Below are 19862 nucleotides of genomic sequence, written 5' to 3' on the forward strand. Positions count from 1 at the left end.
GAAGGATAAAGGCGTTGACCAGGAATTTACCCATGTGGCTACACCAGAGGAAAATGCCTACATAGAATCGCTTCACAGCAATGTTCAAAGAGAAGTGGTTGAACGCTACGAGTTCGAATCCATTTATCATGCGCAATTGATTTTTAACCGCTATTACGAGTGGTATAACAATCACAGAAAGCATGGCTCATTGGGCAGAAAATCACCAGAACAGTTCTTGCAAATCTTTAACCAAAATTCCGTACCCTATAAAACAGAAAAAAAATCAGAAATTGTCTCAAATTTTAACCCCATTTTGTCCAAAAATTAAGGGGTCGATACAATAACTTTTCTGGGTCTTGAGTGTTTTTACTCCATTTGTCAACTATTTTTAGTTAAACCTAAACTTGGATACTTCTTTTGTAAATCTGAGAAGGCGGCATCTCTAAATTTGTTAATGTCACTTTGAGTTGGTTTTGTCAGAGAGTAGTTGTTATTTAATAAAAAATCATACACTCTTTCTAACGTGCCAAGTCTTAGTTCTAATTCTGCAATTGCTTGAACAATGTTCATGTCGCCAGCTTGAATCATAGTTTTTTGTTTTTGTAGGTGATTATAATAATTAGTGTCTAATAAACTTCCATACAAAACTTAAATACACGCTACTCAAAAAAAGAGGATAAATGAGATAGGCCTTAAGTATCATACATTTATCGTTATAACTTTTGTTTTGGCGTTGCGTAAATACACTTATGCAATTTTCATTATCTCCAAAGCAAAGCTTACTGAGTCCCAGACATGAAAGTCGTAGGTCAGTGATTACTAACAGTAAATTAATTAGTGAGGAATATTTATCTTAACAATTGGGGTGACGTGAATATAGTAAATTAATTTCAAATATCAAATTTTAAGCAAAAATTTTAGAACCCCACAATTGACACATAACGAACCGTGAAAAAACGTTCTAAATTCCTTGGAAAACATTAATCTCATAAATCAATTTAAGCTAACTTAAGGCAAACAACTGCAATTCCCTTGAAAGCTATAATTATTGAAGATGAAACTAACGCTCAGGTTCAGCTAAACAAGCTTTTAACTAAGTATTGTCCGGATATATCGATTGTAGGCCAAGCAGACAATGTAGAATCAGGCCTTTCATTATTTTACGAGAAAATCCAGATACTATTTTCCTTGATATTGAACTTGAAACAGAAAATGGATTCGATCTTCTTCCAGCAATTAACATTCATACATTTTCAGTAATCTTTACTACGGCATATGATAAGTATTCATTAAAAACTATAAAATATGCTTCCTTAGACTATCTCCTTAAGCCTGTCTAGGTGCATGAATTAGTTACAGCAGTTGAAAAACCAAAGTAACAGAAAAAAAAGAAAACCTATATCAACAATTAGAAATACTACTTGATATGATTAATAAAAGTTTAGAAAGCAAATCAAATAAACCATCTCAAATTCGAAATATTAGATTCAAAGCTATCATTTGAGCAAGTAAGAATTTAATACATAATTATTACTTATAAGAAATAGAAAAAAAATGGCATTGACAATCAATTAAACTACTCTAAAAAATCAGTAATTACATCACATTAAAAAACCCATAGGATATCTATTGGTATTGTTATGAATTTCCTAATTAACACAATAAATATTGAACTAATAAAAAGTAAAGTCTACTAATTTTAAGTAGTTTAAGAATATGACAAAATAATTGATTTTTTAATTTTCCATTTTCCATCAATTAAATTAACTAGTATAAAACGTTCGATACTATTTTTCGAACTATCTTTAGATGTAATCAACAGAAAACCAGCATTTTTGTCTTTACTAAAAGTGATACGTGAAAACTGGAAAGAACCAATTACTCCCGAATTCACCTTTTGATTGAAATCATAATTCTTAACAATCTTAAATTTTCCAATATTTGTAATTTTATCCAAAATTAATTCATGATTTACTGTGTCTTTTTTATCAAAAATAAAAAAATCATCGAAATACTCTGACTCATTTAAACCAAAATCATTTTTTGAAAGAGTAAGAAATAAATTTGAGTTTTCTATAGGTTTTAATTTATTCGAAACAGCAATCAAATTAAATTTTGGAGGAGTTTGCTTAGAAGTAGAATCAAGCAAAATAAAATCATAATATGGGTAAAATGGTGTATCTAAAGACTTCAAGAAAATGTCATTTATAACATTTTGTTCTATTTCTAATATTCGGTTATAATTGACTTTTTCATTGCGAAAATCATCGCATGACGTCAAATTTAGCAACAGTAATGATGATAAAATCAAGAATATAAATTTCATTAGATACTATTTTTTTATAAAAGAAATAAACACTTCATTCAAATTTCCATTAGGGCCATCAACTAGAATTACATCAAATAGCATTCTCTCAAATTCACGACCAGTTTCATAAAACTTAAATCTACCAGTATTTGTCAAACCCATTGAAGAAACTCCATAGTGAGTAAATTCATGCAGAATAGTAATAGATAACATAAAAGCCAGAGCATCTTCTTCTTTACTATTCGTTTGTGAATTTTGATACTTACTTACTGTAACAGGATCAATATATAAAACTCCAGGTGCATTCTTATGATTATATTTACCATAATTAGACCCCACGGCGTCTGATACAAGAATTTCAGGTCCCTTTCCCATATTATAAATTAATTTATCTAAAATTTGTTGTTTAGTAAATCCCGACCATTTTTGCAATGCGTTTAATACTTTAACATTATTCTTCACAAATGTTCGCAAATTCTTTACCAGATGAACAAACTTTGGATAGCTTATGTAACTCAAATCCATTGGATGAAAATCTATTGGAGGCTCTACATTGATATTGTTGTCTACAAATTGGGTACCATCGTCACCCTCAAATTCCCAAACAATATTAGGTGGTAAATTTTCATAAATTGGTTGTGCCGTATTATCATCCAATTGAAAATTAGGAATGAATTCACCATTGCCACCACCAAGGTAAGTATTCCAATTATCTCCATTTGTATTGGGAAATGATGAATCATTAAATGGTGGATACATGCTTAAAAACCAATTATACAAATCCATACCATTAAAAAATCCACCAGATTCATTATTTACAGGCACTTCAACTTCATCAGGCCCAGAACCAGAACCACCAATACCATAACATGCCCAATCGCCAGAAGAATCTCTTTTAGGAATAGCTAATATATATTTTGAAATACAGTATAAAAAAGCACTAAACCAAGACTGAGTTGGTGCAATACTAGATGCACTTTTTAGTCCTTCCACTTTCACTAAATTCCTTTCAACTACTGAATGGCGAATTCCATTTATAAAAATTATTTTTTTATAAAAAAATGTTTGCATATCTAAAAATTCATAAAATCTACCAGAAGATGGCTTGTTAATATGATCAAAGGATACTATTCTTATGAAATGAGCATATAATTTATCGGTCTTAGTAAAGTAAAAATAACCCTCTCCGCTACTTAAAGGCATTCTTAAAATCATTTTTCCATTATGATATGTTTTTTTAGTTTCTTTAATTAAAGGCCTAGGAGCATCAGGCATTAATTTTTCATAATTATTTATCCATAAAACAAGCTCTTGCTTTGATATATTTTCAGACAAATTTTGATTTACATGGTTAATTGACTTATTGCATCCAAGAGCAATAAAAAGAATAAGATTTATAGCAATAATCTTAAATAAAAAATTGAGACATAAAGTACCCTTAGTTTTGTTCATTACGATTTTTTTAATTTAATTAATAATATTTCATATAAGCAATAGTTTATTTCTAAAGCTTCCCATTTTATTGATTGACCTTGTTAAATAGTTTAAAATTTATTCAAAACATGGAAGCCCGGACATAAAAGTCATAGGTCAGTGATTACTAACAGCATATTAATTGGGAAGGAATATTTAAGTCACAATTGGGGCAGTGTGAATATAGTAAAAATTATTAAAATATCAATTTTTAAGCTAAAGCTTTAAATCTGCCTAAAAATTGACCGAAAACCAACCGTGAAAAAACGGTTTAAAATCCCAAGGAAGTATTAATCTCATAATTCAATTATAGCTAACTTAAAGCAAACAACCGCAATACCCTTGAAAGCTATTATTATTGAAGACGAGGTACATTCTCAGATTCAGCTTACAAAGCTACTATATAAGTTCTGCCCTGACATATCGATTGAAGGCATAGCGGATAATGTGGAATCAGGCCTTTCATTATTTTACGAAAAGAAGCCAGATACTATTTTCCTCGATATTGAACTAGGAACAGAAAATGGATTTAATCTTCTTCAAGCAATTAACACTTATAATTTCTCAGTAATCTTTACCACTGCACACGATAAGTATTCATTAAAAGCTATTAAATATGCTGCCTTAGACTATCTCCTTAAGCCAGTCCAGGTTCATGATTTAGTTATGTCTGTGGAAAAAGCTAAAGTTGCTGTAAAAAAGGAAAACTTAAATCAACAAATGGAATTACTACTTAATGAGATTAAAAATAGCAGTTCAGAAAGTCAATCAATTGCTATACCACAAAGTAGGGATATTAGAATTATTAGGCTAAAGGATATAATTTATTTAGAATCAGAGAACAACTATACCAAATTCCATTTAATTGAAAATGAGCAACTGCTTGTTTCAAAGGGTATTTACTATTACGATGAACTGTTATCAAGGAACAACTTCATCAGAATTCATCAATCCTATCTTGTAAATAAGGCATATATCAAGTCTATTAGTTCTTCCAATGAAATAGTACTTTTTAACAAAGAACGCCTCCCTATTTCACGTCTAAAAATGGCTGCATTAAAGGAAGCACTACTCAATTACACTTTATAAAAGCCAATTACTGAACCTTACTGTTGCAGTTGCAGAGTCCATCAAAAGTTCAAAATCATAAACAATATGATTACCCTTATTCAATAAATTAAAATGATCAAGTCTTTCTTGCAAATATCTGAGACCATATCCTCCTGCAGTGCCGGTATTAGTCTTTATAACTGTATGATTATTCTTTATTATAATAACTAAATCATTAACGTCACGTTGTAACATAATCTCTAAGTATCCTTTAGCTTTTAAACCAGCTAATCCATGCTTTACTGCATTCTCAATGATGGGCTGTATCAAAAGCGGTGGTACCTCAATAGATGTCACATTAATTGACTGGTCTATACTAAGATTATAATTGAAACCAAATCGAAGCTGTTCCACCTTACAATACTTATCAATAAGGGATATTTCCTCTTCTAGACTGATAAGTAACCTATCGGAGTTTTTGAGTGTTTCTCGCAGAATTGTAGAAAAGTTCGCTAAATATTGATTAGCCAATTCATTCTCGCCATTTGAAATTAATCCTTCAATTGAACTCAATGCATTAAAGACAAAATGTGGATTTAATTGAGATTGTACCATTTTCAATTTATCTTCTACCCTATTGCGCTGTGCTATTAAACTGGCGATTCGCCTTTTATAGTACCATTTAACTACCCAAATACTCAAAAGACAGACAAAAACAAATAGAATAGCTAAAAACCAGCCCTCTTGATAAATCTCTTTATCAGTAAGAATTTCAATCAAACATGAGTCATTATGTCCTATGTATTTAATTTCTAGAAAGTAACTATTGCCTGGCGTTACATCTTTTAACGTAATCAAATGTCCAGTAGTAACCCATTTTGCTTTAGGCGCTGTAGATTGATCAAAAAACCTAAATTGAAGCGTTGAATCCTTAACTAGGTTCGGTTTTTTGATTAATAACTCAAAATTTCCTTCAGTTTTTATTTTAATTAAGTCTCCAAGAAAATTCACATAGCCTTTTGGAAGTTTATTTTCTGCAGAAAGTCTTCTTGACTTATATACTTGATTGCTACTATCAAACCCACTAAATGTTCGAAAACCCCAAATTTTAGGCTTCAAATTGACACATTGAAATACCATCTTTTGAATTAATTCAGATTTCTGATCTAACCAAACTACATTCAAATTATTACCACTTAATAATGATGTATCTAATAACAAATCCCTACGATTAGAATATCTTGGAAAGTCTTTGCCGAAGTGTATATAATTAATATTTTCAACTAAAGCAATTTTAAAGTGATTATAAACTATATCTGGTTCTTGAATTTGCAATAGTTGATCTAGAATTTGTCCCATATTTCTGTTAAAATGATAAAGTGCAAGCCTTCCTTCTTGGACTTTTATTGTGTCCAAATTATTAAAAGATAAAAGTGAACCTTGTGTTTTTATGACATAAGGAACATTATCTAAAACACCTGTTACTTGTTGACTATTGATTTGAGCAATAATCGAATAAGAATAAAAAACAAAAAGAGATAATAAGAATTTTCTTTTCATACTTATTTATTTAAAAACTCTACCAATTCACATTATTAGCATCCAAATTCACATTCACCATTAATGGTTCGATTTTCCAAAATGACTTTACAGAAAATTTAAACCATGAAAATCCATTTCACTCTAACATGCTTTTTAATCATTCTTTTCAGTTGTAAAAAATCAGATCGGAATTTTGATAATGAAACTCTAAACAAGGGTCCTTTTTTCAGTAGCAAAGCAGACGTAAAGGAGAAACTCAAAGTTGAACTTGAGCGAAGAAATTCAACTGAAAAGCTTCTTGACATTCAGTCTATTTCTTATATTAATTCAGATTCTGCCAGATATGCTATTATATTTTATAGTACAAATACAGGTAGTCATAATATTTTGTACGAGAAATCAAACTATCCTGATGAAACTGAACAGTTTAGAATAACGACCTGTGATGGATTTGATTGCGCATGTAAAGTAAATGTCACGATAGACAATCAAGGCAAAGTAATTGTGAACTGTACATGTACCTCTTGCTTAATGATTACCACCCAGTAAAATGGAACTTATTCCAGAATCAACACAACAAGAGATCTTATCAGCAAGCATTTCAAAGGAATGGGCAAATAAGAGTGCGCTAATCAATGGGTTTAAATCAAGTATTAAGCAATACTCATCCTTTAATCTACTTTGCCAATATTTTATCAGTCCTCATTTCGATATTTACATTTATCAGTTACAAAACAAAGATGCCGTTCGGGTATTTCTCCAATCTAATACCTGTAAATGGCTTCTTTTTTATCTGGCAAAAGGACAAAATGGGCAATTTGAAATTGAAGACCATCAATTTGGAATTTCGGAAAAGTCGTCCTTTTTTGCTAAAACATCTCCAGGCAAATCAATGAAATTAGATCTTGGTTTAGGAGGTTACCTCTTTATATGCTGCAATTTAAAAATGCCATTAGCGTCCACCCTTCAAAACTATTATACCCCTGTTTTCAAGAACTTTGATCTAAATCCAATTCTGTTAAAACATATATCTATTGAAAACCAGATTGAATGGGAAAAGTTATTACATCCTGACGGGCCAATAGATTTGCTTGCTAGTACCCTAAATTCAAAAGTGCAGATAATCTTGGCTAATTTTTGTACCTGCTATAAAGAGCGCACTTATATCGACCTTAAAGCTGAAATGAATCCTTCAGAAAAAAAAGTCTTTAAAATCAAAACATATATCGATTGCTATCCCTTTAAACGCCACTCTTTAGAATCTTTATCCAACCTATGTTCCCTTACCAAAAGTAAACTGAGATTATTATTTAAAAGACAATTCGGAAAATCTGTATTGGATATTACGCCCCAAAGTTTACCACTTATTTCACTCGATAGTTTACCAGCGTTTCACTCCAAAGTTTACCACTTGGAATGAGGGTTAGGATTTTTATTTCACTCCAAAGTTTACCACTTAGGTTAAGCCTCGGGTGACAATACGGCACAAAGTTTACCACTTAAGGTAGTTGTTGATACCATTTATTAACGTCCTTGCTTTATAAAAAGAAGCATGGCTAATCAAGTGATATCAATGCAACAGATTCGAGCAATTATCCAGTATTTAGAAAGGGGTTTTTCACTAAGGGCCATATCCTCTCAATTAGGTATTTGCAGACCTACTATTACCTTGTATGCAACGAGACTTAAAAAGTCGGCAATGCCTTATGAAGCCTTGCGTCAATTAGGCGATGCTGAGTTAAGTTCCATTGTTTATACCTCACCAGTAACGATAGATTACAGTGAAGATGAACGTCGCACTGATTTTAATAATCGTATTCTGTATTTTCGAAATGAACTGGGTCGTCCAGGTGTTACCCGATTACTACTATGGGAAGAATACCGCAAAGAATACATTAGTCCTTTTGGCTATACTCGTTTTTGTGAGCTAATTAAAGAATCACTAAAAACCAGTAAAGCTACCATGCATTTAACGCATAAGCCGGCTGAGATGGTGATGGTAGATTTTGCTGGTGACAAAATGAGCTATGTTGATAAATCAACCGGTGAACTAATTGCCTGTCCTGTTTTAGTCTGTGTAATGCCATACAGTAATTACAGTTTTGTAATGGCTTTACCGGACGCCACCATACCACAAGTTATAAAAGCACTTAACCATTGTTTACAATATTTTGGCGGTGTGCCACTAATGCTTAAGACCGACAATATGAAGCAAGTTGTTACCAAGTCTTGCCGTTATGAACCAATATTTAGCGAGGTATTACAACAATGGGCACTGCATAACAATATCACACTATTAGCTACTAGAGTGGCAAAACCGAAGGATAAAGCATCTGTAGAGAACGAGGTTAAAATTGCTTACCAGCGTATCTATGCTCCACTAAGGGATAAGGTAATGTATCATATTGATGAACTCAATGCTGCTATACTGGAACGATTGAAGCTACACAACGAAAAAAAATTCCAGTTAAAAGACCATAGTAGATCTCAATTATTTAAACTTGAAGAGCAGCCATTATTACAACCACTTAGCCCAAGTCCATTTATTATTAAGCACCAGGTATCTGCTAAAGTTCAAAAAAACTATCATATAACCCTTGGAGAAAACTACCATCATTACAGTGTCCCATCCGCTTTAATTGGCAAACAAGTAAGTGTAGTATATGATACGGATATTGTAGAGATCTACTATAAGCATACCCGTATTGCCATACATCGAAGGGCTTACAAGAAGCACGACTATACCACCAATAAAGATCATATGCCATCCGACCATCTTCATTACCATGAACAAAAAGGGCATAGTGCTCATTATTTTTTAGAACAAGCTTCTAATATTGGCCCATCTACCTACCAATACATTGACCAAGTATTAAAAGCCAGAGCCATTACAGAACAGACCTATAATGCCTGCAAAGGTATTCTTCGGCTTAATAAGCAATATGGTTCCATCCGTTTAGAAGCAGCTTGTAAAAGGGCTTTGACAGGAAATATCTTTAATTATAGAACGCTACAAAATATTTTGAATAATCATCTTGAACATTTGGATCAACTAGAGACCTACAATCAAAATGATTTATTCAAACTTCCCGTTCACAGCAATCTTCGTGGACCTGATGCCTACCAGTAAAGTTTTTTACTCAACCTTAAAAAATACATCAATGAACCAACAAAGTACACTCGAACAATTACAGGCATTAAAACTAACGGGCATGGCCAAGCGCTATGAATCCGTTATTAAACAACCTGTTCACCAGCAACCCGAGCCACACGAATTAATTGCTTCCCTTAGCGAAGCAGAAGCTAGCTACCGTGTACATCAAAGAACACAGCTCTACTTAAGACTCTCTAAACTTCGTTACAATGCAACACCGGAACAAATCAATTGTACGCCTGGTAGAGGTATTACCAAAGAAATGTTGACTACGTTAGCAGATGGTACTTTTATTGAAAAGACAGAAAACATTTTAATTACCGGCTCAACAGGTAGTGGTAAAAGCTATTTTGCTTGTGCAATGGGTAGAAATGCATGTAATCTTGGATTTAGAACAATCTATTACTCAATGAACAGAATGATAGAAGCATTAGCCGCAGCAAGAATAGATGGTACTTATGTAAGATGGCTCAACATGATTGCCAAAACACCATTACTCATCATTGATGACTTTGGACTGCAACCATTAAGCCCTGATATGCGTTTATCCTTGTTGCAAATATTAGAAGATCGATTTGCAAAAGGATCCACTATAATTACCTCGCAACTACCTGTAAAAAAATGGTATGAATATATTAATGAACCAACACTCGCTGATGCTATCTGCGACAGATTGACAGCTAATGCTCATAAAATAGAATTAAAAGGCGAATCCTTACGTTCAAAAAAATTAAACTAGTTTTATACCACCATCAACAACTCCCTACGGGTGGTAAACTTTGGACCGTAATGGTGGTAAACTTTGAGCGTAATATCCATGTATTTCAGTATTCAATTGACAAAAGGCTAACCTATGCTGCTGAAATACTGATTAATCAACCCAATAGGAGTATCAAGGATATTGCCATTAGCTGTGGATTCAGAAAATCACAGCATTTTATATATCAATTCCGGCAGAAATATCATCAAACGCCTTTAAGCTACAGGAAATCAGGACTTAAAAGAGTATAAAGCTTTTATAGTGGCTTTTCAGGTAAAAAGTCTCTTGGGGAGCATTTGAAGATTTTAGCGATTTCATTTAGCTGCACCATGGAATATTTAGATACAAATTCAGGGCTCTCTATGTGTCCGACAAAACCTCTGCTGATTCCTAGATGAATGGCTAATTCCTCTTGACTCATACCTTTCTTTATCCGTAAATCCCGGACTTTATTTACGATATGCCAGTCAACACTACTTTTCTTTATGGTTTTAGCCATAAAATAAAAACGAGAAATAATATTTTTTTTGCCTATATATTATAGGCAATTCATTATATTTGGGATAGAAGTATTATAAAAAGGTAATTTTGCGAACCTTCTTTTAAATGAAGCATTCGCTTTGAGTCTCGATTCTGAAACCTAGGAAATTTCAAGTGCACGAGACGATAAGTAGAATGCCCACGTTACGGCGTGGGCTCTCTTATTCGTGCACAGGTTCTCCTAGGTACCTTGAATCGATAAGTTGAGTTCCACGCTATTTTTTTTGCCTGGACTTTACTTATCCGACTCCGATTTACCATTAAATACGGAGTATGAAAAAAGAACTGAAACAATGCACGAACTGTCTATCCCCCAAGTGGGCACTTCATCTATTGCTTACACAGTTCGCCAAAAAGCCTAAGAATCCAATATAGTATAGTTATTATAACTAATGGAGCTTACCCCCCATTTATTCATTAATAACTAAAACTAATCATATGCGATGTTTAAAACGCGTACTGGCCATTCTTTGCTTTGGCTTCACGTACACATCCGCCTCTAGTCAACCCACCGGAAATTCGGGACAAATACTAGATGCAATCACAAAAGAGCCAATACCATTGGCTACTATTCAAGTAAAAGCTTCTAAACAAATAATCCTGAGTGATACATCAGGTAGGTTTACTTTTAGGCAATTAAACGCTACAGACACGCTTTTAATTAGGGCGGAGGGGTATACTAACCTATCCATTCCCTACAAACTAGCCCTACGACCAATCTTTCTTACCCCTATTTTCGGAGAATCAAATGTTACAGTTCAAACTGGTTTCCAGTCTATACCCAGAGAAAGAGCAACCGGTTCTTTCGCCGTACTAGACAATGAGCTTATTAATCGTAGGGTATCCTCGAATATACTTGACCGCTTAGAAGGAGTTACACCTGGTGTCATCTTTGGCAAAAACTCAGCGGAAGACAAAATAAACGTAAGAGGTAGAAGCACATTAGAAGCTATAAACAACCAGGCTGCTCCCTTAATTGTTTTAGATAATTTTCCATATGAGGGCGATCTAAACAGTATCAACCCCAATGATGTAGAAACAATCACCGTTTTAAAAGATGCAGCCGCTGCTTCCATTTGGGGCTCCAGATCAGCCAATGGTGTAATCGTCATTACGACAAAAAAAGGCAAGTTTAATCAACCCTTACAAATTGAGTTCAATCAAAACTTTACGATTACCGATGCGCCTAATTTAAAGTATTCAAGAAACTATTTATCCGCTAAAGATTATATAGAAACAGAACAATTTTTATTTAATCAGGGCTACTATAATTCAACCATTAATAATAATACAACTAGAACAGCTTTAACTCCAGTTGTTGAACTACTGAATCTGAGAAGGCTAAACAGAATTACCCAAAATGAACTAGACCAACAACTAACAACATTATCTAAATATGATTTGAGAGATGAATTCAGTAAGCATATATATAGAAAAGAAAAAAGACAACAATATGCTTTACAAATGAAAGGTGGCTCTTCTCAACATAGCTATATTTTTTCTCTAGGCTATGACAAAAACATCGAGCGGATGATTGCCAACCAAAATGAACGAATTACACTACAAACACAACAAACACTTAAACTAACCTCTAAACTTGAATTAAATACCTCTGTTTTCTTCCTCAACTCAATCAATGAACAGCCCAACACCAGCTTCTATCGTTCCACAACTTTAGCCTACTTTGGAACGAACTATCTATACCCATACGCCAAATTAGCTGATGAATTGGGTAATCCATTGAACGTTGTTAAGGACTATAGGTCTTCCTATCTAGATAGTGTTGAAGCTATCGGCTTTCAGCCGTGGAGATTTAATATTCTAAAGGAGATATCAAATACAGAACAAAAAACAGATATCCGAAACTTGATTGCTAAAATAGGTTTACGATATAAGATAAACAATAAATTAAGCCTAGATATTCAATACCAACAAGAATACCAGTCTACACAAACAAGACTCCTAAGAAATAGGGAAACCTATGCAGCAAGAAATTTAATCAATCGATTTTCCGTTAGAAACAGCAATGGGTCTTTTACCTATCCAGTCCCAATTGGTGGAATTTTAGACCAATCACAGACTACCCTAAACAGCCAAAATCTTCGTGGACAAATCATCTACCAGGAAACAATTAGGACAGATCATTCAATTAATGCCATTGCGGGTTTTGAAATCAGACAAAGGAAAACCAGTGGATTCTCAAGAACGGTCTTAGGGTATGATGAAATTTATGGCATTGGGGCTTCTAACCTAAACTTTCAAAATACGTTACCCATTAATCCAATCGGAAATGCCTTAATTCCTGCTAGCTCCAATCTAGAAACAGGATTGATTAACCGTTTTGTGTCATATTATGCCAATGTAGGTTATCAATACAAAAGAAAGTATTTACTCAATATAAGCGCCCGAACAGATGGGGCCAATTTGTTTGGCGTTAAAACTAATCAAAAGATTGTTCCACTCTGGTCAGCTGGTCTAGGTTGGGAAATCAGCAAGGAATCATTTTATCAACTAGATTGGATGCCTTTTTTAAAACTAAGAGCAACCTATGGATTTAATGGCAATGCAGTAAATGCAAACTCTTTACTTACTGCTAGATATTCAACAAGTAGTCTCACAGGTCTTCCAACTGCTACAATCACCTCTCCTCCCAATTCCCTATTGAGGTGGGAAAAGGTAAAGACAATCAATATAGGGCTGGATTTTAGTATGCTTAACAATAGAATCAATGGTTCTATTGAATGGTATAGCAAAAAAGGGCAGGATTTAATTCAAAGTCAGGAATTAGCACCCACTGCCGGATTTACAAGTGTAAGAGGAAATGGAGCTGTTACGCTAACCAGAGGCATTGAAGCACAAATCAGTGGTAAAGTTTTAACAGGTAAGCTAAAATGGAATACCACTCTAATCGTCAATACCCTTAAAGATAGAGTACTAACTTTCGACAGTAAATTCTTACCAAGCCAGTTAGTAACCGCAGGTGGTGGAAATTTAGTCGCCTTAGTAGGAAAACCATTATTCAGCGTTTGGAGTTATCGGTTTGCAGGATTAGATCCTTCCAATGGTGATCCATTAGGCATTTTAAACGGCGCACCCAGTAAGAACTATGTTGCCATATTAGCCAATACCAATCCGGACAGTTTACAGTTTCATGGTTCGGGAAGGCCTACGCTTTATGGTGCATTTAGACAAGACTTTACTTACAAGAATTTCAGCCTTTCCTTTAATATTACCTATAAAGCAGGACACTACTTTAGAACAAACTCCATTGGTATTAATTATACAGACTTAATTACTTCACGGGCTAACTTAGACTATTCAAATAGATGGCAAAAACCAGGAGATGAAAGAAATACCAGTATACCATCAGTTGTATATCCAGTCAATACCCCTAGAGCAAGCTTCTATACAGCTTCTTCAGTATTAGTAGAAAGGGCTGACCATATTCGATTACAAGATGTTAGAATTGCCTATCAGCTAAACACGCGTAATAGCAGAATCGCTCACCTTGAATTCTACGGCTACATAAACAACCTTGGTCTATTATGGAAAGCCAATAAAAAAGGAATAGACCCAGACGCCAATGATGCAAGTCTTGGACTTGATAATATACCACCCATGCGCACCTACACCATTGGTTTAAAACTTCATTTAAAATAAAAAGCCATGAAAAAATTATATATCCTCAATAATATCATTATTCCGATTCTATCATTATTTGTCTTAGCCTTTCTTTTAGGGAGTTGTAAAAAACAACAAGAATGGCTAGAAATAAAATCCAATTTGAATAATATCACCCCTGAAAGAATAAATGAATTTCAGGCTTTGCTTGATTTTGAATCTAATTATACGTCAAAAGGATTACTAACTGTAATGAGTGCTGCTCCTTTTTACCTTACAGATGCGGATTTCAATGCTATTGAAGTGGGTGTTATTAGAAATGCCTATACCTGGAATAAACAGATTTTTGAAGGAAAATCTACGACTGACTGGGGAACTAATTATTATATGATTGCGATTGCCAATATATGTTTAGAAGGAATCGCGAAAATACCAGTTAATCAACTAAATCAAAATCCATATAATCAAGTAAAAGGAACAGCCTTATTTCTTAGAGCTCAAGCAAACTTTAGTCTTTTGCAGACATTTGCCAAACATTATGATGCCAATACTGCAGAAAAGGACTTAGGAATCGTTCTTAAATTAACCTCATCCTTAGATGAAAAAATTGAAAGAGCTTCTGTAAAAAAGTGCTACGATCATATTATTGCTGATTTAAATGAGGCGGTTAAATTATTACCTGAACAAACAACTGTTCAAATTAGACCAACCAGTACTGCAGCCAAAGCATTATTAGCAAGAACCTATTTACTACTTGAGAATTGGACATTAGCGGCACAAATGGCAGCCGAAGCATTATCTGCCAATTCATTTTTGATAGACTTTAATACAATCTCTACTAGTGCTACAATTCCATTCCCTACTCTTCAGAATAAGAACCCAGAAGTAATTTTCTATACAGAAATGACTTCTGCCTTAGAATATGGATCTAATGGCTCATTTATTGACTCCATCTTGTATCAGTCATACCACAACAATGATCTTAGAAAACTAATATTTTATAGGTTATTCAATAACCGACCCGTTTTTAAAGGATATTATACAGGACGAACCCTCACTCCTTTTGGTGGCATTGCTATTAATGAACTTTATTTAATAAGAGCAGAAGCTTTGGCCAGACTAAACGACCATTCAAACGCTATAAGTGTATTAAATAGCCTCCTTATTAAAAGATGGCGAACCGGAACTTTTGTTCCATTAACTGCCAATACTGCCGAAGACGCTTTGAGCAAAATCATAACTGAACGTCGAAAGGAATTACCATTCACAGGACACTTGCCCTGGATGGATTTGAGGCGGCTAAACAAAGACAATAGATTTGCTCGAACACTAAAACGTACTCTATTTGGTCAGGAATATATTCTTCTACCCAATAGCCCCAATTACGTACTTCCTATTCCAGACGAAGAAATCAGATTTTCAGGAATCCCCCAAAATGAAAGACAATGAAAAAAATAATATTAATTCTATTGCACTTTTGCTTTATAATGATAGCAGTAGCTCAAAAACATGAATTTAAATTAGATGGCCAGATTCTAGACAGCGCTTATCTCAATGGCAAAGTAGTTATTCAATATAAAGATGGCCAATACGAAAACAAAAAGGATAGTGTTATTGCTTTAAATGGAAGTTTCAGCTTAACTGGGAAAATTCCATTTGTAACCAGAGTAACCATGTGGATATATCCTACAACCATTGAAATCAAAAAGAAAGGGCCGATTATTGTATTCTATTCATTAGAAAGTTGCCAAGCAACCATTAAACTCAAATCCTATAATGACTTTGAATTGAATGGGTCAAAATGCTACGACGACCAAGCAGAACTGAAAAGGAGTAGTATGAAGATCTTGTCAACGGTTCCTAAAGAAAACATTCCAAAGGAACTTAATAGACTAAGTGATTCATTTATCCAGGCTAAACCAGCATCTTATTATAGTCTCCTATTACTGGAAGAAAAATCTTTAACCAGTCAAAACTACTTGGAAATCAATCAGGATTATCAAAATCTACCACCAGAATTTAAAGAAAGTTTAGTTGGTAAGAAAATTGCTGAAAAGATAAAGGGGCTCAAAAAAGTGGCCATTGGACAAGCAGCCCCAAATTTCCGAATACGAGATATTTCGGGGAAATTTGTAAAACTCACAGACTACAAAGGGAAATATGTCTTCTTACACTTTTGGGGGAGCTTTTGCAATCCATGTAGAGCAGAAAACAAAAACCTCACCACAGCATATGCACTACTAAAGAATCAAAATGTAATTTTCTTAGGCATTTCGGTTGATGAATCAAAAGCGAGTCTAGTTAAGGCTATTGAGAAAGACAATATCACTTGGACTCAATTAGCAAGCTACAATGGCTTTAGTGAAAAGACAGCTCTAGATTATAGTATTAATGGCGTGCCAAGTAATTATCTAATAAATCCAAAGGGATTAATAATAGCTAAAGATTTAAAAGGAAATGAACTTGCCCAGAAAATTATTGATAAAATGAAATAAAGAAGTGCCGGTTAAAGCCGGCACTTTTAACTACTAAGGTTGAGAAGGAACAAAAATCAACTCACCTAAGTCTTGTGGTTCATAATTGCCTGGATTTTGCGGATCATTTGGATCAGCTGCTCCTGTCCAGATGTAGTCACAATGGAATGAACCAGGAAAACAATTTCCTGCTGTGGTCTTTTCAACAAAGACACCCATTGCATTACGGTAATACAATGTATCAGGTTGCTTCGTTGTAAAAGCACTGAATACTGCAGTCATAATCACTGCTGCAAAAAGCATTTGAATCTTTTTCATTTTAGTAAAATTTAGATTTTCGCTTACTTATATTATGGAGGCATCAGCATTCCCCCAGCTTCCGTGGCCAGGAAATATTGTTACCATTTTTTATAATAGAAATAAGTGAAAAAAGCTAGTGCGGTTAAAGCACTATTAACATATAAATGTTGATTCCAGGTTAAACTTGAAAAAAGTCCACCACAAGGGCATGTGGTAGATTCTAATCCCGATATTTTAATGTATCCAACATAAAAAGTAAAAAGAATTAGTAAAATTCCCGTGCCCAATAAGCCAACCATTCTAAGTTCCCTTGCCATGAGGAAATAGACTAAGAGCCCTTCCAAGACTGGGATCAAATATGTCAAAATTAAACTCAACACAGATGGCAATGGCTGAGAGCGCATTGAGTTTACGTAATGTGGAAAATTCAGCAGTTTGGCAGACGCAGTATAAATCAGGACAAATATTAAGACATTAACAGACAAAAGAGGAATCCATTGATTTTTCATATAAAATCTTTGAAATCCTAAGATCGAGAAGAAAAATTAGTGAAAAAGAGGAATCAATAACAGAAAGTTGATTATTGATAACGGAAAATGAAAATCTAAGTTGTAAGAGATCTCTTAATATTCAAGAGATAATCATAATAAATTTCTGTACTTTCAATAAGAAGCTGAGTTCAACCGATAAGTGCAATTTTTAAACAAAAGGCAAAAAAGCTTTTGAGGGCTTTTTGCCTTTTGACCAAGTAGTGCGACCTTTTGGTTACTATGACAAAAAATTACACTCAACTTAGTTTGGTACAAAGGTATCAGATTCAGGCATTTATTAAAGCGGAAAAGAAACAAAAGTGGATAGCGGAACAGCTTAGAGTACATCCCTCGACTATTAGTCGAGAATTGAAAAGGAATACTGCTCAACGCGGTAGGACTGCTGGAACTTATTTGGCCACCAATGCACAGCGTAGAACGGAACAAAGACACCAGCTTAAACCCAAGTTGGTAAAGTTTGATCTGGCTATGAAAAAACAAGCTGTTGAATGGTTGTCTGTTGAAAAGTGGAGCCCAGAACTGATTAGTGTTAAGGGTAATCAAACGGGTAAGTGTCCTTTGAGTATTGAGTGGCTTTATCACTGGATTTGGCAATGTAAGCATGGAAACAAAAGGGCTGATAAACCTTATAAAAGGATCTATCTGCACCTTAAACACGGTAAACGAAGAAGAAAGCGGGGTAATAGTGTCTTAGCCCCCTAAATGACTGGACTGATTTTTTAATTCAGTTTAGAACATTAAATTTAGGGAACCATGAGTACAAAACGTCGAAGTTGGAGTGTTGAACAGAAGCTTCAGCTCATCCAGGAAGTGGATCAGTACGGGCTTACTGAGACGCTACGCAAGCACAATGTGGCACAATCGTTATTCCATCGTTGGAAGAAGGAGTTCAATCAGGATGGGATAGCTGGTTTACGGTCCAAGTATCACACCATTGATCCGGAAGTCAAACAGTTACAGTCTGAGAATGAACGTTTGAAACGGATCATTGCGAACCAGGCTTTGGAGCTTGAGTTCAAAACCGAGCTTTTAAAAAAAAGCCGTTAAAGGTTCAGGATGTAAGATCCTGTATCCAGCTCTTTGAAAGTAAGATAAAGGTTAGTCGGATGCTGCAATGGTGTGGTGTTAATCGGAGTAGCTTCTATTACCGATGTAAATCGGGAAAACAAGGCAGAAAGCCATCGACCCATACTCTGATGAAGGATGGTAATGAGCTCAGCAACATCAGCGTGATTATTGCTGTAAAGTTTATTTTAGGCATTGAGTTTGTTGACTATGGATACCGGGTGATGACTTCCAGTCTTCGACAGGAAGGTTTTCTAATCAATAGGAAAAAGGTGTACAGGCTGATGGCGGAGCAAGGTTTGCTGTATTGTAGTAAAATTCAGGTTAAGACAGACAAGCGTAAGTTTGTTCAGTACTACACTCAACAAGCCGAAGCGCCGATGCAGCAGCTGTGTATGGACATCAAGTACCTTCATATCCATGGTGCAGGTCGTAATGCATTGGTGTTGACTGTGCTCGATCGTATATAGTCGCAAGATCTTGGGACAGCTTCTTTGGTGGCGTATCCGAAAGGAACAGGTGAAGTGGTTGCTTAGCCGGATTATTGAAAAACATCCTGTTAAGGGTATCACCATCAGAAACGACAACGGAAGTCAGTTCATTGCCCAGCTTGTGAGGGATTACCTCAAAGAGATGCAAGTAGACCAAGAATTTACCCATGTTGCCACTCCGGAGGAGAACTCTTTCATAGAAGCATATCACAGCATTGTAGAGCGAACCATTGAACGCAGATATGAGTTTGAATCGATCTATGATGCCGGCCTGGTCATGAACAGGTGGAAAAAGCATTACAATGAAAGAAGGCTACACGGAAGCTTAGGTGATCAATCACCACAACAGGCCTGGGATGACTATTATACTGGTGTTGATCTGCTTAGGCAACCTGAAGCCGCAAAGCCGGAGGAAAAGTCAAGGCCGGTGGTTGAAGGCCCTTGTGAAAAGGCCACCACCGCTTCGTATAGCCTTGAGTTTTCTGCAGGCGAGGCTATCTTTGCCAAAAGCAGAGAAAAAACAGCCCAAAACAGACTAACCAATATTGAAC

At 34.8% G+C, this 19862-nt stretch carries 22 protein-coding genes; 14 read left to right on the top strand and 8 right to left on the bottom strand.

The genetic code is table 11. The features are described 5' to 3' along the window. A partial coding sequence (locus tag F777_RS17000) for an integrase core domain-containing protein (RefSeq protein WP_037369598.1) occupies nt 1–310 on the top strand: 310 nt, incomplete at its 5' end. A gap of 50 nt (nt 311–360) precedes the next feature. Here F777_RS17000 and F777_RS0114975 read toward each other — a convergent pair. The 3 genes from F777_RS0114975 to F777_RS0114990 all read right to left on the bottom strand — a co-directional run bounded on the left by F777_RS0114975 (nt 361) and on the right by F777_RS0114990 (nt 3742). Continuing rightward, the gene (locus tag F777_RS0114975; protein WP_152530935.1) at nt 361–570 is read right to left on the bottom strand and encodes a hypothetical protein; all 210 of its coding nucleotides are present in this window, start codon (nt 568–570) and stop codon (nt 361–363) included. A gap of 1120 nt (nt 571–1690) precedes the next feature. Beyond that, complete coding sequence (locus F777_RS0114985) at nt 1691–2308, bottom strand: hypothetical protein (protein WP_026752756.1); 618 nt, start codon at nt 2306–2308, stop codon at nt 1691–1693. Nucleotides 2309–2314: 6 nt separating this feature from the next. After that, complete coding sequence (locus F777_RS0114990) at nt 2315–3742, bottom strand: hypothetical protein (protein WP_026752757.1); 1428 nt, start codon at nt 3740–3742, stop codon at nt 2315–2317. A 363-nt stretch (nt 3743–4105) separates the two neighbouring features. Between F777_RS0114990 and F777_RS0114995 the strand changes: the two genes are divergently transcribed. Beyond that, a complete protein-coding gene (locus F777_RS0114995) occupies nt 4106–4852 on the top strand; it encodes a LytR/AlgR family response regulator transcription factor (RefSeq protein ID WP_051408646.1) in 747 nt (248 codons plus the stop codon). Here the strand turns inward: F777_RS0114995 and F777_RS17485 are convergent. Continuing rightward, nucleotides 4847–6373 (bottom strand): sensor histidine kinase, encoded by a 1527-nt coding sequence (locus tag F777_RS17485; RefSeq protein WP_026752759.1) that lies wholly within the window; start codon nt 6371–6373, stop codon nt 4847–4849. The genes F777_RS0114995 and F777_RS17485 overlap by 6 nt on opposite strands. Nucleotides 6374–6478: 105 nt before the next feature. Here F777_RS17485 and F777_RS0115005 point away from each other — a divergent pair, with 105 nt between their 5' ends. The 5 genes from F777_RS0115005 (at nt 6479) to F777_RS0115025 (ending at nt 10520) form a co-directional block, all read left to right on the top strand. Further along, nucleotides 6479–6904, top strand: coding sequence for a hypothetical protein (locus F777_RS0115005; RefSeq protein ID WP_026752760.1), 426 nt, complete (start codon nt 6479–6481; stop codon nt 6902–6904). Nucleotide 6905: 1 nt separating this feature from the next. Next, the gene (locus F777_RS0115010; RefSeq protein ID WP_026752761.1) at nt 6906–7775 is read left to right on the top strand and encodes a hypothetical protein; all 870 of its coding nucleotides are present in this window, start codon (nt 6906–6908) and stop codon (nt 7773–7775) included. A 153-nt stretch (nt 7776–7928) separates the two neighbouring features. After that, the gene (istA, locus tag F777_RS0115015; protein WP_161631530.1) at nt 7929–9485 is read left to right on the top strand and encodes an IS21 family transposase; all 1557 of its coding nucleotides are present in this window, start codon (nt 7929–7931) and stop codon (nt 9483–9485) included. Nucleotides 9486–9516: 31 nt separating this feature from the next. Further along, on the top strand, nt 9517–10248 hold the full coding sequence (gene istB / locus F777_RS0115020; RefSeq protein WP_026752763.1) for an IS21-like element helper ATPase IstB: 732 nt from the start codon (nt 9517–9519) through the stop codon (nt 10246–10248). A 50-nt stretch (nt 10249–10298) separates the two neighbouring features. Beyond that, nucleotides 10299–10520 carry a helix-turn-helix domain-containing protein gene (locus tag F777_RS0115025; protein WP_026752764.1) on the top strand — a complete coding sequence of 74 codons (222 nt, stop codon included), beginning with the start codon at nt 10299–10301 and terminating at the stop codon, nt 10518–10520. Nucleotides 10521–10525: 5 nt separating this feature from the next. Here F777_RS0115025 and F777_RS0115030 read toward each other — a convergent pair whose 3' ends face one another. Further along, complete coding sequence (locus F777_RS0115030; protein ID WP_026752765.1) at nt 10526–10768, bottom strand: helix-turn-helix transcriptional regulator; 243 nt, start codon at nt 10766–10768, stop codon at nt 10526–10528. Between the two features lie 479 nt (nt 10769–11247). Here F777_RS0115030 and F777_RS0115035 point away from each other — a divergent pair, with 479 nt between their 5' ends. Genes F777_RS0115035 through F777_RS17490 form a run of 3 tightly spaced genes read left to right on the top strand, consistent with a single transcriptional unit; the run spans nt 11248 to nt 16925 of the window. Further along, nucleotides 11248–14469, top strand: a complete 3222-nt coding sequence (locus F777_RS0115035) for a SusC/RagA family TonB-linked outer membrane protein (RefSeq protein WP_026752766.1) — start codon at nt 11248–11250, stop codon at nt 14467–14469. A gap of 6 nt (nt 14470–14475) precedes the next feature. Further along, the gene (locus F777_RS0115040) at nt 14476–15879 is read left to right on the top strand and encodes a RagB/SusD family nutrient uptake outer membrane protein (RefSeq protein WP_026752767.1); all 1404 of its coding nucleotides are present in this window, start codon (nt 14476–14478) and stop codon (nt 15877–15879) included. Beyond that, entirely contained in the window at nt 15876–16925 is a 1050-nt protein-coding gene (locus tag F777_RS17490) for a TlpA disulfide reductase family protein (RefSeq protein ID WP_051408649.1), read from the top strand. The genes F777_RS0115040 and F777_RS17490 overlap by 4 nt, the downstream gene beginning before the upstream one ends. 33 nt (nt 16926–16958) lie before the next feature. Here F777_RS17490 and F777_RS0115050 read toward each other — a convergent pair whose 3' ends face one another. Both F777_RS0115050 and F777_RS18645 read right to left on the bottom strand, forming a co-directional pair. After that, a complete protein-coding gene (locus F777_RS0115050; protein WP_026752768.1) occupies nt 16959–17222 on the bottom strand; it encodes a hypothetical protein in 264 nt (87 codons plus the stop codon). 80 nt (nt 17223–17302) lie between these two features. Beyond that, nucleotides 17303–17713: a MauE/DoxX family redox-associated membrane protein gene (locus F777_RS18645; RefSeq protein WP_152530936.1), complete on the bottom strand. Its 411-nt coding sequence runs from the start codon at nt 17711–17713 to the stop codon at nt 17303–17305. A gap of 261 nt (nt 17714–17974) precedes the next feature. Between F777_RS18645 and F777_RS0115060 the strand changes: the two genes are divergently transcribed. Further along, on the top strand, nt 17975–18457 hold the full coding sequence (locus tag F777_RS0115060; RefSeq protein WP_026752769.1) for a helix-turn-helix domain-containing protein: 483 nt from the start codon (nt 17975–17977) through the stop codon (nt 18455–18457). A gap of 51 nt (nt 18458–18508) precedes the next feature. Then, entirely contained in the window at nt 18509–18802 is a 294-nt protein-coding gene (locus tag F777_RS0115065) for a transposase (RefSeq protein ID WP_026750484.1), read from the top strand. On the opposite strand, the gene F777_RS18060 is transcribed toward F777_RS0115065, so the two are convergent. Beyond that, on the bottom strand, nt 18799–18945 hold the full coding sequence (locus tag F777_RS18060; protein WP_161631531.1) for a hypothetical protein: 147 nt from the start codon (nt 18943–18945) through the stop codon (nt 18799–18801). The genes F777_RS0115065 and F777_RS18060 overlap by 4 nt on opposite strands. Before the next feature lie 6 nt (nt 18946–18951). On the opposite strand from F777_RS18060, the gene F777_RS17495 reads away from it, so the two are divergent. Together F777_RS17495 and F777_RS17500 are read left to right on the top strand one after the other, a co-directional pair. Beyond that, entirely contained in the window at nt 18952–19290 is a 339-nt protein-coding gene (locus tag F777_RS17495) for an IS3 family transposase (RefSeq protein ID WP_161631532.1), read from the top strand. A 10-nt stretch (nt 19291–19300) separates the two neighbouring features. After that, nucleotides 19301–19862: integrase core domain-containing protein (locus F777_RS17500; RefSeq protein WP_152530937.1), on the top strand; the 562-nt coding region annotated here is incomplete at its 3' end.

This window comes from Sediminibacterium sp. C3 (assembly GCF_000508085.1).
Lineage (GTDB): Bacteria > Bacteroidota > Bacteroidia > Chitinophagales > Chitinophagaceae > Sediminibacterium.